Source organism: Micromonospora sp. AP08, assembly GCF_008085935.1.
Lineage (GTDB): Bacteria > Actinomycetota > Actinomycetes > Mycobacteriales > Micromonosporaceae > Micromonospora > Micromonospora chersina.
Map to the genome: position 1 here is coordinate 19,370 of NZ_VSEZ01000025.1, position 15,383 is coordinate 34,752.

Consider the following 15,383-nt stretch of genomic DNA (forward strand, 5'->3'; position numbering starts at 1 on the left):
GGACTGACTCTGATGAAGCTTCGCAGCGCGACCCGGCCCCGGGCCGCCGTGGCCGTCGTCGCCGTGTTCGTCGCCGCCGGGCTCACCCTGACCCTGACCGGCCCCGCCGAGAGCGCCTCCCCCACCTGCCGTACGTCGAGCCCGCCGAGCGGGGCGTACACCGTGCTGGTCTGCGTCAGCCAACCAGCCAACGGTGGCACCATCGGGGGCGACGCCGTCGCCACCGCGACCGTCAACGTGACGGTCGGCACCAGCCCCGGCGTCGCCAAGACCGAATGGTCCCTGGACGGGCAGTACCTGCTCACGGACTTCCAGTCGCCGCACCAGTTCACCCTCTCCTCCGCCGACTTCGCCGACGGCGTGCACGTGCTCGGCGTCTCCGCGAAGATGCGCGACGGATACGCCAGCCCGGAAACCCTCATCACGGTCACCTTCGCCAACGGCAACGTCACCGCCCCGGAGAACACCCGGCAGTGGTCGGTCCCACCGATTCGCGCGCGCGGTCCCCAGGAACCGTTCGTCGTGGCCGCCGTGGGCGACGGCGCCGGCGGCGAGACCAACGCCGTGAACGTCACCAACTCGCTGGTCGGGTGGGACCCGGACCTGTTCCTGTACCTGGGCGACGTCTACGACGAGGGCACGCTCACCGAGTTCAAGAACTGGTACGGCGGCGCCGACGCCTTCTTCGGGCGGCTGCGCGGCGTCACCACCCCGGTCGTCGGCAACCACGAGTACACCGGCAACAGGGCGGACGGCTACTTCCACTTCTGGGACAACATCCCGCACTACTACAGCTACGACGCCAACGGATGGCACTTCGTCGCCATCGACTCGACCAGCAACTACAACCGCGTCGCCCCGGGCACCCCGCAGTACGAGTGGCTGGCGGCGGACCTGGCCGCCAACCGCAGCCCGTGCACGATGGTGTTCTGGCACCACCCGCTGTTCAGCATCGGCTCGGAGGACCCCGCGCCGCGGATGCAGGCCATGTGGGATCTCATGGCCGCGCATCACGTCACGCTGCTGCTCAGCGCTCACGACCACAACTACCAGCGCTGGACGCCGATGGGCGCGGGTGGCGTGCCCGCCGCCGACGGCATCGTCGAGCTGGTGGTGGGCGGGGGCGGCCACTCGAGCCAGGGCTTCCTGAGCTCCGACGCCCGGGTGGTCAAGACGAACAAGAGCTACGGCGCGATGCGGATGGAGCTCTTCGGCAACCGCGCTGACCTGCGCTACCACGCGGCCGGTGCCGGGGGAACGACCCTGGTCGACTCGTCGACCGTCTCCTGCAAGGGCGCCGACGGCATCGCCCCGACCGCGCCCACCGGGCTGACCGCGAGCCCGACCCCGATCCCGTCGGTGAGTCTCAGCTGGACCGGGTCGACCGACAACTACGGCGTGACCGGCTACCGCGTCCACCGCGACGGCGCCGTCGTGGCCGACCTGCCCGCCACCGCGACCGCCTGGACGGACACCGCCGTCGCCGGGGCGACCCGGTACGAGTACACCGTCGACGCGGTCGACGCGGCCGGGAACCGCTCCGACGCCGCCGCACCGGTGGCCGTGACGACCCCCGGCCCGGACACCACGCCGCCGACCGCTCCGGCCGGGCTCGCCGCCGTTACCTCACCGGAGACGGTGAGCCTCACCTGGTCGGCCGCGACCGACAACGTCGGCGTCACCGGATACCAGGTGCTCCGGGACGGCGCGCCGGTGGCGACCGTGCCGGCCACGGCGTACGCCGACAGTCAGGTGCCGGCGAACGAACCGCACCACTGGACCGTCCGCGCCCTGGACGCCGCCGGGAACACCAGCGCCGAGTCGAACCCGGTGACCGCCGTACGCGACACGCTGGCGCCGACGGCCCCGGCGAACCTGCGGGTCACCGGCGTGGCGCCCGGCGCGGTCAGCCTCGCCTGGGACGCGGCCACCGACAACGTCGACGTCGCACGGTACCGGGTCTTCCGCGACGGCAGCCTGCTGGCGGAGACGTCGTCCGGCGAGACGTTCGTCGACGAGACGGTCAGCACCGCCCGCACCTCGTACACGTACCTCGTGGTGGCGGTCGACGGCGCGGGGAACGTGTCCGGGCCGAGCCAGCCGGTGTCGGTCACCACCCCGGACGCCACCCCACCCACGCTCCCCACCGACCTTCAGGCCACGGCCGCCGGGCCGAACCGCGTCGAGCTGTCGTGGGGGGCCGCCACGGACGACTCCGGCGTGGCCGGGTACCGCGTCCATCGCGACGGCACGGCCATCGCGACCACGACGGGCCAGACCTTCACCGACACCACCGCCCTGTCGGAGACGTCCTACTCGTACACGGTCTCCGCCTTCGACGCCGCCGGGAACTCGTCGGGCCCGGGCGCGCCGGCCACGGTCACCACGCCGGCGCTCACCCCGATCGCGGCGGTGGCGGACACCTACGTCAAGGCGTCCAGTCCCACCAGCAGGTACGGGACCGCCACGCTTCTGCGGGTCGACGGCGACCCGGTCACCAACGCCTACCTGAAGTTCGCGGTGTCCGGGCAGACCGGGGTGGTGCGCCGCGCACGGCTGAAGATCTGGGTCGCGGCCGGCTCGTCCAGCGGCTTCGTGGTCCGTCCGGTCGCCGACTCCACCTGGTCGGAGACCCAGACCAGCTGGAACACCGCACCGCCCATCGGCAGCACCGCGGTCGCGGCCAGCGGCCGGACGACCAGCGGCTCCTGGGTCACCCTGGACATCACTCCGATGGTGGGCGGCAACGGCACGTTCACCGTCGGCCTGACCTCGAGCGGCGCCTCGTCGAGCAGCTACGGCAGCCGGGAGTCCGACACTCCACCGGTGTTGCTGCTGGACGTGACGTCATGAGGTAGGCGCCCACCCGGATGAACCCGCCCCGGCGATCGCCGAACGACGCCGGGGCGGGCTCCGGCGCGGCCACCCGCTGCCGACCGGCGACGGAAAACCGCACGACACCCGCCAGGCGGTCTGGCAGGGTCACCGATCATGGACGGACGGTGGGACGGCCTCCGGGCCGAGGTACGCGCCACGATCGACGACCTCGTGACCTCCGGCCGGGAGGCCGGCGTGCAGGTGGCCGCGTACCTGGACGGGGCGCCCATCGTCGAGGCGCAGGCCGGCCCGGCCGACACCACCACCGGCCGGCCGCTGACCGCCGACACCCCGGTGCACGCCGTCTCCACCGGCAAGGGGCTCACCGCCACCGTCGTGCACACGCTGGCCGAGCACGGGCGGCTCGACTACGACCTGCGCATCGCCGACGTGTGGCCGGAGTTCGCCCGGCACGGCAAGGACGGCGTCACCCTGCGGCACGCGCTCACCCACACGGCCGGGCTGCCCGCCCTTCCCGCCGACGTCACGCCGGCGGACTTCGCCGACTGGGGCCGGATGTGCGGGCTGCTCGCCGACGCCGAGCCGCTCTGGGCGCCCGGCGAGCGGCTGGCGTACCACGCCTGGACGTGGGGCTGGCTGGTCGGCGAGGCGGTCCGCCGGGTGACCGGGAAACCGGTGTCGCAGGTGCTGGCCGAGGAGGTGGCCGGGCCGCTCGGGGTGACCCGCGAGCTGTTCCTCGGCGTGCCGGAGGCCGACCTGCCGCGGCTGGCCCGGCTGGAGGACGCCGGCCTGTCCGCCCTCATGACGTACGCCAGCGCGAACCTGCCGAACTTCGACGCGGTGGCGCCGCCGCACGTCCGCCCGGACGCCACCACCGGCAGCCGCCCCGAGGTGCTGCGCGCCGACGTGCCGGCGGTCGGCACGATGTCGGCCCGCGCGGTCGCCCGGATGTACGCGGCGCTGCTCGGCCCCGTCGACGGGGTGCGGCTGATCTCGCCGGACCGCCTCGCCGAGGTGTCGGCGGTGGCGGTGCGGGGCGAGGACTGGGTGTTCGGCGCGGAGGTGACCTTCGGCCTCGGCTACGCGGTCGAGGCGGACGGCTCGTTCGGCACCGCGGGCAGCGGCGGCAGCCTGGCGTTCGCGTACCCCGATCTGGGGCTGACGGTGGCGGCGCTGCGCAACCGGCTCGGCGCGGGCGACGGCGACCCGATGGAGCGGCTGCGGGTGCTGGTCCGCGACCGGGTGGCCGCGGAACTGGGCCGCTGACGCTGTCGAAAACGGCCGTCGCCGAACGTGTCAGGGGTGAAGGGCCGGTAGCGGGCCGGCCCCGAACCCCCGAAGGAGCGGCATGCCGAAGATCATCGTCACCGAGCACGTCAGCCTGGACGGCGTCATGCAGGCCCCGGGACGTCCCGACGAGGACACCCGGGACGGCTTCACGCGGGGCGGCTGGGCGGTGCCCTACAACGACCCGGTCCTGGGGCGGAAGATGGGTGAGGGCATGGCCTCGACCGGGGCGCTGCTGCTCGGCCGCCGCACCTGGGCCGACTTCGCCGGCTACTGGCCCCGGCAGACCGGCAACCCGTTCACGCCGGTGCTCGACGCGCTGCCCAAGTACGTCGCCTCGACCACGCTGGACGAGCCGCTGCCGTGGGTGAACTCGCACCTGCTGAAGGGCGACGCGATCGAGGCGGTGCGGGAACTGAAGGCGCAGCCAGGGCCGGACATCGCGGTCCTGGGCAGCGGTGAGCTGGTCCGGTCGCTGAGGCGGCACGGGCTGGTCGACGCGTACGTGCTGCTGGTCCACCCGGTGGTGCTGGGCGGCGGGCGGCGGCTGTTCGACCCGGGCGACGAGCCGGGCGAGCTGCGGCTCACCGACAGCGTCACCACGACGACCGGCGTGGTGATCGCCCGCTACGAGCCGGCCTGACCGGCGGTCCGCGGCCCGGCCTCCGGCACGGGGGCGGGGGCCGGGCCGCGGCGCACCCGGGCGCGCAGCCGGTCGACGGCGTCGCCGAGGACCGCGCCGGTCATCGGCAGCATCGGGCTGGACCGCATCACGGCCAGGTCCTCGGCCGGCGCGGTGGCGCCGTCGAGGAAGCGCAGCACCCGCTCCGGCGGGTTGCGGTCGAAGAGCCGCTCGAAGAACTCCACCCCGCCGACGTGCCCCCGGTCCAGGGCGCGCAGCGCCACGGCGTCCATCCACAGGTGGCGCCGGGGGTACGCGGGCGCCGGCACCGGCGGCCGCCCCGCCGCGAGGGCCGCGGCGACCTGCTCGGCCTGGCGGAGCATCGCGGAGAAGGTGAACCCGGTGGACGGGCGGGTGGCGCCGCCGGCGGTGCCGAGCCGCACCACCCGCGGCGAGGGGCGGGTGACGAACGGGCCGTCGGTCATCGGGATCACCCCGTTCTCCACCTCCCGCACCCGCAGCCGGCCGAGGTCGAGGCCGAGCAGGCCGGCGTACCCGCGCAGCGCCGCGTCGTATTCCGCGTCGGTGAGCACGGCGGGACCGAACTCGGTGTACTCGACCAGCGCGTGCCGGTCGTCGACCGGCAGCACGTAGCCGAAGGAGACGCCCCGGTCGGGCTGCGGGGTGCGGAAGTCCATGAGCACGGCCCGGCCCGGGTCGAAGGTGGGCCGGTCGGCGGCCAGCCACCAGCCGCGGAAGTGCTGCAGCCAGCTGGTCCGCCCCGGCCGGGCCGGCGGGCGGGGCCGGGAGTCGAGCACCCAGCCGGCCCGGACCAGCGGCCGCCCCTCGGGGTCGTGCACGGTCACCCGGTCGCCGTCGGCGGCGAGCGCGCCGGCCGACGCGCCGATCCGCACCGCGCCCAGCCGCTGCTCGGCCGCGGCAGCCCGGTCGTAGACCGGGCCGGAGCGGAGCATGGCGTACCGCAGCGGGGTGAGCGGCAGGACCCGGCGGCCGGCGGGCGTGACCACGTCGACCTGCGACCAGCTCGCGCTCAGCAGCGGGTCGAGGTCGCCGCCGGGTGCGCCCCAGAACGCCCAGGTGCGGTCCTGGCCGCGCTTGCGCACCGGGTCGACCACGGCGACCCGCAGGCCGGTCAGGTCGTGCCGGTCCAGGGCGGCCAGGACCAGGGAGGCGGCCCCGCCGCCGCCCACCAGCGCGAGGTCGACCTCGACCGGGGTTGGGTGCACCCGCCCACGCTGCCACACCCCGGAAACGGCCGCCGTCCGGGACCCGCCGTCCCGCCCCGGGTGGGCCGCGTAGATTCGCAGGTGGATCACCGACGACGGGGGGACGGACATGGGGCGGGCGCCGCTGCGGGTGGGGTTGCTGGGGTACGGGATCGCCGGGCGGGTGTTCCACGCGCCGCTGGTCGCCGCCACGCCCGGCCTCCGGCTGGACGCGGTGGTCACCCGGGACCCGGAGCGCCAGGCGCAGGTCCACGCCGAGCACCCGGACGCCCGGGTCCTCGACGACGCCGACCAGCTCTGGCAGGCCGCAGACACCCTCGACCTGGTCGTGGTGGCCACGCCCAACCGGCAGCACGTGCCCATGGCCCGGGCCGCGGTGGCGGCCGGGCTGCCGGTCGTGGTGGACAAGCCGCTCGCGCCGACCGCCGCCGAGGGGCGGGCGCTGGTCGCGGAGGCGGCCGCCGCCGGGGTGCCGCTCACCGTGTTCCAGAACCGCCGCTGGGACGGCGACTTCCTGACCGTGCGGCGGCTGGTCGAGGCCGGCGAGCTGGGCCGGGTGGCCCGCTTCGAGTCCCGGTTCGAGCGGTGGCGGCCGGCGATCAAGCCGGGCTGGCGGGAGAGCGCCGCGCCCGGCGAGGCCGGCGGCGCGCTGTTCGACCTGGGCGCCCACCTCGTCGACCAGGCGGTACAGCTGTTCGGGCCGGTGCAGCGGGTCTACGCCGAGGTGGACCGGCGCCGGCCGGGCGCCGAGGTCGACGACGACGCGTTCGTGGCGCTCACCCACGCCGGCGGGGTCCGCTCCCACCTCTGGATGAGCGCGGTCACCGCGCAGCTCGGCCCGCGCTTCCGGGTGCTCGGCGACCGGGCCGCCTACACCACCTACGGGCTGGACCCGCAGGAGGCGGCGCTGCGCGACGGCGGCCGGCCCGGCACCCCGGGCTGGGGCGAGGTCGACCCCGACCGGTACGGCCGGCTCGGCGCCGACGGCGAGCTGCGGGCGGTGCCCACCGAGGCGGGCCGCTACCAGGACTTCTACGCGCAACTGGCGGCCGCGCTGCGGGACGGCGCGCCGCTGCCCGTGGACCCGGCGGACTCGGTCGGCGTGGTCGAGCTGATCGAGCTGGCGCACCAGGCGGCGGCGCAGGGCGTCACCCTGCCGGTGCCGCCGCTGCCCTGACCCCGCTCAGGCGACCGACGCCGGGGTCTCCCGGCCGTCCGGGGCCGGGTCGGCGTACGCGGCGGCCACGGTGGCCCGGTCGAACACCCGCCAGGTCGCGGCGATCACCGCCACGGCCACCACGAACCCCACCCAGTAGGGCGCGGTGATCCCGTACCGGTCGGCGACCAGGCCGCCCAGCAGCGCGCCGACGCAGTTGCCGCCGGCGGCGATGAACAGGGTGGTGCTGCCCACCCGGCCCATCAGCGCGGGTGGGGTGAGCCGCTGGCGCAGCGAGTTGGCGACCATGTTCCACAGCGCGCCGTGCACCCCGAAGGCGAACAGCGCCAGGCCGACCACCACGGCGCTGCGCGAGGCGGCCAGGGCCAGGTGCAGGCCGGCCTCGACGAGCAGGCCGACCCGGACGGTCCAGGTCGCGGTGATGGCGGCGACCAGCCGGTCACCGACCGCCGAGCCGAGCAGCCCGCCCACGGCCATGCAGGTGAACAGCGCGCCGTAGCCGACGGAGCCGAGGCCCAGCCGGTCGGTGGCGAGCAGCACGAGCACCGCGAGGGCGGCGGTCAGGGTGACGTTGAGCAGCCCGATGAGCAGGGTCATGGTGCGCAGCAGCCGCTGGGACAGCAGCCAGCGGAACCCCTCGGCGACGTCCGCGCGCACCGAGCGGCGCCCGCCCGCCCCGGGCGCGCCGCGGTACGACCCGGCGAGCAGGCCGACGAGGACGGCGCTGAGCGCGTACGTGCCGGCGTTGACGGCGAACGGGATGGCCGCGGCCACCACGAAGAGGAAGCCGCCGAGCGGGCCGGCGACCATGTTCTGCATGATCTGGGTGCCGCCGCCGAGCCAGCCGTTGGCCCGTTCCAGCCGGGACCGGGGCACCACGGCGGGCACGACCGCCTGGGCGGCCGTGCGGAACACCACCTCGCCGGTGTTGACCACGAACAGCACCGCGTAGAGCAGCGGCACCCCGGCCCGGTCGGTGACCATCGCGGCGGCCAGCACGCCCAGCACGGCCACCCGCAGCCAGTCGATGACCACCATGAGCCGACGCCGGTCGACCCGGTCCACCAGCACCCCGCCGGGCAGCGCGAACAGCAGCCAGGGCAGCCAGGCCACCGCGGCGCCCGCCGAGACGGTCAGCGGGTCGTCGGTCTGCGAGGCGACGTAGAGCGGGGCGGCCACCGTGGCCATGCCGCTGCCCAGCGCCGACAGCGTGCTGGCCGTCCAGAGCCGGGCGAAACGCCCGTCGAGCCGATCCCCCGTGGTCCCCGTCACGGCGAGCGAACCTACCAGCATCCGGGGGCCGCTCCGACCGGGTTTCCCCCGTCGCGCCGCCGGATGGAATGATCAACCATGCCCGTCACCAACCCCTGGCTCGCCGGCCCCTCCCCCACCGCCCGCCTCGACCGCGACCGGCTGGAGGAGCGCATCCTCCACCTGCTCTCCACGCAGAACATGTGCGTGCTGGCCACCACCGGCCCGGGCGGCCCGCTCGCCACCCCGGTGCGCTACTTCCACCTCGACTTCACCCTGATGTTCACCGCGGTCGCCGACTCACCGAAGATGCGCAACCTGGCCGCCGACCCCCGCGTCTCGATCGGGATCTTCGCGCCCCTGGTCGGCCAGGCCAGCAGCCGCGGCGCCCAGGTCTTCGGCCGGGCCCGGGTGCTGCGACCCGACGAGCCGGAGTTCGCGCACCACTGGCCGGCGTACCGGTGGCAGTCCGACCATGTGGAGCGGTCCCGGTCGCTGGACGAGCCGCCGACCGGGCCGCTCGTGGTGGTGCCGGCGGAGCGGATCGTCTACACCGAACACTGGCTGCGCCGCGAGGGGTACGCGCCGCGCCAGTTCTGGCGGGCCGCCGGACCCCGCTGAGCCGCGGAGCGCCGCCCGGGGCGGATCTCCCGTTTCCCGTACGCCTCGCACCCGGACGGATCACAGTGGTGACGTGGCGGAGGTGACGGCATGACGGGACTGCGTACCGACCTGTACGAGCTGCGGATGGCGGCCAGCTACCTGCGCCGGGGCATGACGGAGCGCGCCACGTTCAGCCTCTTCGTCCGCCGGCTGCCGCCCCGGCGCGGCTTCCTGGTCGCCGCCGGGTTGGCCGAGGCGCTGGCGTTCCTGGAGGGCTTCGGCTTCGACCACGCCGAGCTGGGCTACCTGCGCGACGTCGTCGGGTTCGACGAGCCGGCCCTGGCGGCGCTGGCCGGGCTGCGGTTCACCGGGGACGTGTGGGCCGTGCCGGAGGGTCGCGTGGTGTTCGCCGACGAGCCGCTGCTGGAGGTCACCGCGCCGATCGCGGAGGCGCAGCTCGTGGAGACCGGCGTGCTGAACCTGATCACCTTCCACACCACGGTGGCCACCAAGGCGGCCCGCTGCCGGCTCGCCGCCGGCGGCGCGCAGCTGATCGACTTCGCGTTCCGCCGCACCCACGGCATCGAGGCCGGCGCGGGGGTGGCGCGGGCGTCGGCCATCGCCGGCTTCGCCGCGACCAGCGACGTCGAAGCCGCCATGCGGTACGGGATCGCCCCGTCCGGGACGATGGCCCACTCGTACGTGGAGGCGTTCCCCGACGAGCGGGCGGCGTTCCGCGCGTTCGCCGCCGACTTCCCCACGAACCCGATCTTCCTGGTCGACACCTACGACACGCCGGCGGGAGTCCGGGCCGCCGTCGACGTCGTCACCGAACTGGGGTTGACCGGCCCGCTCGGCGTACGGCTCGACTCCGGCGACCTCGGGGCGCTGGCCCGGCAGGCCCGGGCGATCCTGGACGACGCCGGCCTGCGGCAGGCCAAGATCATCGCCAGCGGCAGCCTCGACGAGAACGTCATCGCGGCGCTCGTGGCGCAGGGCGCACCGATCGACGGGTACGGCGTCGGCACGAAGATGGGCGTCTCCTACGACGCGCCGTCGCTGGACAGCGCCTACAAGCTGGTCGCCTACGGCGACCGGCCGGTGCTGAAGCTGTCCCCGGGCAAGGCCACCCTGCCCGCCGCCAAGCAGGTCTTCCGCGATCCGACCGGCGCGACCGGGGACGTGGTGGGGTTGCGCGACGAGCCACCACCGGGTGGCCGGGAGCCGCTGCTGGCGCCGGTCATGCGCGGCGGCCGCCGCCTCGACCCCGCCGACCCCGCCGAGGCGGTTCGCGCCGCCCGGGGCCGCTTCGACGCCGATCTCGCCTGGCTGCCCGAGCCGGCCACCCGGCTGGCCGATCCGACGCCGCCGGCCGTGACGGTCAGTCCGGCGTTGGCGGCGCTGCACGAGCGGGTGGCCGCGCGGCTCGGGGGCGGCCGGGCGACGTGACGGTCAGGCGGGGCCGGCGTGGCGCAGCTCGACCTTGCGCACCTTGCCGCTGACCGTCATGGGGAAGGCCTCCATCACCCGTACGTGCCGCGGGATCTTGTAGTGCGCCAGCCGGTCCCGGCAGAACTCGGCGACCTCCTCCACGGTGAGCGTGTCGTGCCCGTCGCGCAGGATCACGCAGGCCAGGATCTCCTCGCCGTAGCGTTCGTCGGGGACGCCGACCACCTGCACGTCCGAGATCTTCGGGTGCCGGTAGAGGAACTCCTCGATCTCGCGCGGGTAGACGTTCTCCCCACCCCGGATGATCATGTCCTTGATCCGGCCGACGATGGTCAGGTAGCCGTCCTCGCGCATCACCGCCAGGTCGCCGGTGTGCATCCAGCGCGCCGGGTCGATGGCCTCGGCCGTGCGCTCCGGCTCGTCCCAGTAGCCGAGCATCACCGAGTACCCCCGGGTGCACAGCTCCCCCGGCTCGCCCCGCGGCACCGTCACCCCGGTCGCCGGGTCGACCACCTTCACCTCGACGTGCGGCAGCACCCGCCCCACCGTGGCGGTCCGCCGGTCCAGGTCGTCGTCGTGCCGGGTCTGGGTGGACACCGGCGACGTCTCCGTCATCCCGTAGCAGATCGCCACCTCCGCCATGTGCATCCCGTCGATGACCCGCTTCATCACCTCCACCGGGCACGGCGAGCCGGCCATGATGCCGGTACGCAGGCTGGACAGGTCGTGATCGGCGAAGTCGGGCAGGGCCAGCTCGGCGATGAACATGGTCGGCACCCCGTACAGCGAGGTGGCCCGCTCGGCGGCGACCGCGCGCAGCGTCGCGGCCGGGTCGAACGTCGGCGCCGGGATGATCACGCAGGCGCCGTGGCTGGTGGCCGCCAGGTTGCCCATCACCATGCCGAAGCAGTGGTAGAACGGCACCGGCAGGCAGATCCGGTCCCGCTCGGTGTAGCGGACCAGCTCGCCCACGAAGTAGCCGTTGTTGAGGATGTTGTGGTGCGACAGCGTCGCGCCCTTCGGGAACCCCGTGGTGCCCGAGGTGTACTGGATGTTGATCGGGTCGTTGCAGCTCAGCTCCGCCGCCCGCGCGGCCAGCCGCTCGACCGGCACCGACGCGCCGGCGGCCACCAGGTCGTCCCAGCTCGACTCGCCGAGCCACACCACCGTGCCCAGCGCCGGGCAGACGTCGCGGACCTGGGCGACCATGCCGCGGTAGTCGCTGCTCCGGTATCCGGGCGAGGACACCAGCAGGCTCACCCCCGACTGGTTCAGCACGTACTCCAGCTCGTGCCGCCGGTAGGCCGGGTTGATGTTCACCATGATCGCGCCGACGGTTGCGGTGGCGTACTGCACGAGGACCCACTCCGCGCAGTTCGGCGCCCAGATGCCGACCCGGTCGCCCTTGGCCACCCCGGCCGCCAGCAGGCCGCGGGCCAGGTCACCCACCGCGCGGCCGAGTTCGGCGTACGTCCACCGCCGGCCGCTCGGGCAGTCGACCAGGGCCTCCCGGTCCGGGTACGCCTCGACCGCGCGGGCCAGGTTCGCGCCGATGGTGTCCCCGAGCAGCGGCGCGTCGGAGGTCCCGCTGGCGTAGGAGGGCAGGCTCATCGGAAGTCCTCCTCGCGGTACTCGCCGGCCGGCCGCGCCACGGCGTCGGCGTGCTTGTCCCGCTCGGCGGCGCGCAGCTCGGTCCGGCGGATCTTGCCGGAGATGGTCTTCGGCAGGTCGGCGAACTCCAACCGCCGCACCCGCAGGTACGGGGCCAACCGGTCCCGCGAGTGCGCGAACAGCGCCGCCGCGGTCTCCGGCCCCGGCGCCCAGCCCGGCGCGAGCACCACGTACGCCTTCGGCACGGCCAGCCGCACCGGGTCCGGTGACGGCACCACCGCGGCCTCCGCCACCGCCTCGTGCTCCAGCAGCACGCTCTCCAGCTCGAACGGCGACACCCGGTAGTCCGACGCCTTGAACACGTCGTCGGTGCGGCCCACGTAGGTGAGGTAGCCGTCGGCGTCCCGGGAGGCGAGGTCCCCGGTGTGGTACCAGCCGTCCCGCATCGCCGTGGCGGTCAACTCCTCGTCGCCGTGGTAGCCCACCATGAGCGCGGTGGGTCGGTGCGCCAGGTCCAGGCAGACCTCCCCGTCGTCCCCGACCTCCCCGGTGACCGGGTCGACGAGGCGCACCACGTAGCCGGGCAGCGGACGCCCCATCGAGCCGGGCTTCACGGGCGCGCCGGGCGGGTTGCCGATCTGCGCGGTGGTCTCGGTCTGCCCGTACCCGTCCCGGACGGTCACCCCCCAGGCCGCCTCGACCTGCTCGATCACCTCGGGGTTCAGCGGCTCCCCCGCCCCGACCACGCTGCGCGGCGGGCGGGCGAGCTGGGTCAGGTCGGCCTGGATCAGCATCCGCCACACCGTCGGCGGCGCGCAGAAGCTGGTCACCCCGCACCGGTCCATGGCGGCCATCAGCCCGACCGGGTCGAAGCGCGAGTAGTTGTAGACGAACACCTGGGCGCCGGCGTTCCACGGCGCGAACACGTTGCTCCAGGCGTGCTTCGCCCAGCCCGGCGAGGAGATGTTCAGGTGCACGTCGCCGGGGCGCAGGCCGATCCAGTACATGGTGGACAGGTGCCCCACGGGGTACGACGCGTGGGTGTGCTCGACCAGCTTCGGCCGGGCCGTGGTGCCGGAGGTGAAGTAGAGCAGCAGCGGGTCGTCGGCCCGGGTCGGCCCGTCCGGGGTGAGGACCTGGTCCGCGCCGTACGCGTCGGCGTAGTCGTGCCAGCCGTCGACCGGGGCGCCCACCGCTATCCGGGTGTAGTCGCCGGCCACCTCGGCGAACTTGCCGGCGTGCTCCGCGCCGACCACCACGTGCCGGGCCGCGCCGCGCGCCAGCCGGTCGGCCAGGTCCGCGGGGCCGAGCAGCGGCGTGGCCGGAATGATCACCGCGCGCAGCTTGATCGCGGCGAGGATGGTCTCCCAGAGTTCCAGCTGGTTGCCGAGCATGAGAATGAGCCGGTCCCCGGCCCGGACGCCGCGGGCGCGCAGCCAGTTCGCCACCTGGTTGGAGCGGCGGGACAGCTCGGCGTACGACCAGCTCCCCTCGCCCCCGTCCGCCTCGACGATCCGCAGCGCGGTGTCGTCGTTGCCCTCGGCGAGCACGTCGAACCAGTCCAGCGCCCAGTTGAACTCGTCGAGCCGGGGCCAGCGGAACTTCTCGTACGCGGTCTCGTGGTCCGTCCGGTGCGCGAGCAGGAAGTCGCGCGCCTCGCGGAAGGCCTCGGTGCCGGCGGTGGCCATGGGGGTGTCCTTCCTGTCCCGGGCGCGCGGCCGGGAGGGGACGGCGCCGCGCGCAGTACGCTGATCCTCGATCGGGTGACGCAGGTCTCACCACCCCCGGACGGGGGTGGCCGGCGGGGAGGTGGCCAATTGGAGAGGCTCTACCCGCGCGACGACGCCGACGAGGTCCGGCACGGCCTGCTGACCCTGCGCCGCGGCACCGGCCTGCCGGTCGCCTTCGGCGGGCTGGTCGCGCCGGGGGGCCCGCCCCGGATGACCATCACGGAGCTGGCCGGCACCAGCACGACCGCGCTGCGCGGCCTCGCCATCCAGGCCGGCGCCGGCCTCGGCGGCAAGGCGCTCGCGCTCGGGCTGCCGCTGCGGGTCGACGACTACCCGGTGGCCCGCTCGATCAGCCACGAGTACGACGCCCCGGTCTCCGCCGAAGGGCTGCGCTCGGTGGTCGCCGTGCCCGTGGTGGTGTGCCGCGAGGTCCGCGCGGTCCTCTACGGCGCGGTACGCCAGCGCCTGCCCCTCGGCGACCGCCTGGTCGCCGCCGCCGTCGACGCCGGCCGGGACCTGGAACGCCGGCTCGCGGACCGGGACGCCGCCCGCACGGCACTGGCCGCCCTGCCGACCGTGCCGTCCCGCCCCGACCCGACCGGGCCGGAGTGGGAGCAGGTCCGGCAGGCGCACGCCGAGCTGCGCGGCCTGCTCACCCGGATCGCCGACCCCGAGTTGCGCGACCGCCTCGACGCCGTGGCCGACCGGCTCGCCGGCGCGGCACGCCGCCCCGGGCCGCCGACGGCGGCGGCCCTGTCGCCCCGGGAGACCGATGTGCTGGCCTGCGTCGCCCTGGGCTGCACGAACGCGGACGTGGCCGGACAGCTCGGGCTGCGTCCCGAGACGGTGAAGAGCTACCTGCGCTCGGCCATGCGCAAGCTCGGCGCGCACACCCGGCTCGAGGTCGTGGTGGCCGCCCGCCGCGCCGGCCTCCTTCCCTGACGCCGTCCGCCCGGTTGCACCCGGCTGTCGTTGCTGCGCTGTGTCGACCCGCACACCGCGTAGGGCATCCTAGGAGGCTAGTTCCCAGGTTGCCGCAGGTGCCTGGACAGGCTGGCGTACACCGCCCGCGAGGTCGAGGTGCTGACGCTCGGCCGCGCGGGCACTGTCCAATGCGGAGATCGCCGAACGGCTGTTCCTGAGCACCGCCACCGTGAAGACGCACGTCTCCGCCGTGCTCACCAAACTCGGCCTGCGCGACCGGATCCAGGCGGTGGTCTTCGCCTACGAGGTGGGGCTGGTCCGCCCCGAACCGCCGCCCCGCTGACCCGCCTGCCGGTCGAGCCGGGTGCGGTGCACGCCGTCCCGCAGCTCGTCGTCCCCCATCACGAGCCACACCAGGCCGCAGTCCTGCGGGCCGGTGACGTCGACCTGGCAGAGGGTGCACGGTTCGCCGGGGCGGATCGGGCAGCTCGCCGCCGGCCGGCTCGTACGCGTCGCGGTGCTCACGCCTCCAGCATGCCGCGCCCGCCAGGGCGCCGTTCAGGGCCGTTGGTCCCCACCCGGGACCGCCCGGGAGCCGACCCGGACGGGACGGCCTCCGCCGGGCCGAACCGGACAGACGCGCC

At 74.9% G+C, this 15,383-nt stretch carries 12 protein-coding genes and 1 pseudogene; 8 read left to right on the plus strand and 5 right to left on the minus strand.

The annotated features are described in order from the left end of the window. Nucleotides 1–12: 12 nt before the first annotated feature. The 3 genes from FXF50_RS27500 to FXF50_RS27510 all read left to right on the plus strand — a co-directional run bounded on the left by FXF50_RS27500 (nucleotide 13) and on the right by FXF50_RS27510 (nucleotide 4,768). On the plus strand, nucleotides 13–2,853 hold the full coding sequence (locus FXF50_RS27500) for a DNRLRE domain-containing protein (protein WP_148431833.1): 2,841 nt from the start codon (nucleotides 13–15) through the stop codon (nucleotides 2,851–2,853). Nucleotides 2,854–2,991: 138 nt separating this feature from the next. Next, complete coding sequence (locus FXF50_RS27505) at nucleotides 2,992–4,104, plus strand: serine hydrolase domain-containing protein (protein ID WP_148431834.1); 1,113 nt, start codon at nucleotides 2,992–2,994, stop codon at nucleotides 4,102–4,104. Nucleotides 4,105–4,186: 82 nt separating this feature from the next. Then, complete coding sequence (locus tag FXF50_RS27510; protein ID WP_148431835.1) at nucleotides 4,187–4,768, plus strand: dihydrofolate reductase family protein; 582 nt, start codon at nucleotides 4,187–4,189, stop codon at nucleotides 4,766–4,768. On the opposite strand, the gene FXF50_RS27515 is transcribed toward FXF50_RS27510, so the two are convergent. After that, on the minus strand, nucleotides 4,753–6,012 hold the full coding sequence (locus FXF50_RS27515; protein ID WP_148431867.1) for a lycopene cyclase family protein: 1,260 nt from the start codon (nucleotides 6,010–6,012) through the stop codon (nucleotides 4,753–4,755). The two genes, FXF50_RS27510 and FXF50_RS27515, sit on opposite strands and share 16 nt — an antisense overlap. A gap of 91 nt (nucleotides 6,013–6,103) precedes the next feature. Here FXF50_RS27515 and FXF50_RS27520 point away from each other — a divergent pair, with 91 nt between their 5' ends. Next, on the plus strand, nucleotides 6,104–7,171 hold the full coding sequence (locus FXF50_RS27520; protein ID WP_148431836.1) for a Gfo/Idh/MocA family oxidoreductase: 1,068 nt from the start codon (nucleotides 6,104–6,106) through the stop codon (nucleotides 7,169–7,171). A 6-nt stretch (nucleotides 7,172–7,177) separates the two neighbouring features. On the opposite strand, the gene FXF50_RS27525 is transcribed toward FXF50_RS27520, so the two are convergent. Continuing rightward, on the minus strand, nucleotides 7,178–8,443 hold the full coding sequence (locus tag FXF50_RS27525; protein WP_255510219.1) for an MFS transporter: 1,266 nt from the start codon (nucleotides 8,441–8,443) through the stop codon (nucleotides 7,178–7,180). Nucleotides 8,444–8,521: 78 nt separating this feature from the next. On the opposite strand from FXF50_RS27525, the gene FXF50_RS27530 reads away from it, so the two are divergent. Both FXF50_RS27530 and FXF50_RS27535 read left to right on the plus strand, forming a co-directional pair. Continuing rightward, nucleotides 8,522–9,043 (plus strand): pyridoxamine 5'-phosphate oxidase family protein, encoded by a 522-nt coding sequence (locus tag FXF50_RS27530; RefSeq protein WP_148431838.1) that lies wholly within the window; start codon nucleotides 8,522–8,524, stop codon nucleotides 9,041–9,043. A 90-nt stretch (nucleotides 9,044–9,133) separates the two neighbouring features. After that, nucleotides 9,134–10,474 (plus strand): nicotinate phosphoribosyltransferase, encoded by a 1,341-nt coding sequence (locus FXF50_RS27535; RefSeq protein WP_148431839.1) that lies wholly within the window; start codon nucleotides 9,134–9,136, stop codon nucleotides 10,472–10,474. 3 nt (nucleotides 10,475–10,477) lie between these two features. Here FXF50_RS27535 and FXF50_RS27540 read toward each other — a convergent pair whose 3' ends face one another. Then, nucleotides 10,478–12,085, minus strand: a complete 1,608-nt coding sequence (locus FXF50_RS27540; protein ID WP_148431840.1) for an AMP-binding protein — start codon at nucleotides 12,083–12,085, stop codon at nucleotides 10,478–10,480. Next, nucleotides 12,082–13,773, minus strand: coding sequence for an AMP-binding protein (locus tag FXF50_RS27545; protein WP_148431841.1), 1,692 nt, complete (start codon nucleotides 13,771–13,773; stop codon nucleotides 12,082–12,084). Before FXF50_RS27545 ends, FXF50_RS27540 begins: the two co-directional genes overlap by 4 nt. A gap of 129 nt (nucleotides 13,774–13,902) precedes the next feature. Between FXF50_RS27545 and FXF50_RS27550 the strand changes: the two genes are divergently transcribed. Together FXF50_RS27550 and FXF50_RS27555 are read left to right on the plus strand one after the other, a co-directional pair. Then, nucleotides 13,903–14,757 (plus strand): helix-turn-helix transcriptional regulator, encoded by an 855-nt coding sequence (locus tag FXF50_RS27550; RefSeq protein WP_148431842.1) that lies wholly within the window; start codon nucleotides 13,903–13,905, stop codon nucleotides 14,755–14,757. Between the two features lie 120 nt (nucleotides 14,758–14,877). Continuing rightward, a pseudogene (locus FXF50_RS27555) lies at nucleotides 14,878–15,082 on the plus strand (response regulator transcription factor); the annotation flags it as partial. On the opposite strand, the gene FXF50_RS27560 reads toward FXF50_RS27555, so the two are convergent. Next, on the minus strand, nucleotides 15,040–15,264 hold the full coding sequence (locus FXF50_RS27560) for a DUF6767 domain-containing protein (RefSeq protein ID WP_148431843.1): 225 nt from the start codon (nucleotides 15,262–15,264) through the stop codon (nucleotides 15,040–15,042). The pseudogene FXF50_RS27555 and the gene FXF50_RS27560 overlap by 43 nt on opposite strands. Between the last annotated feature and the right edge of the window lie 119 nt (nucleotides 15,265–15,383).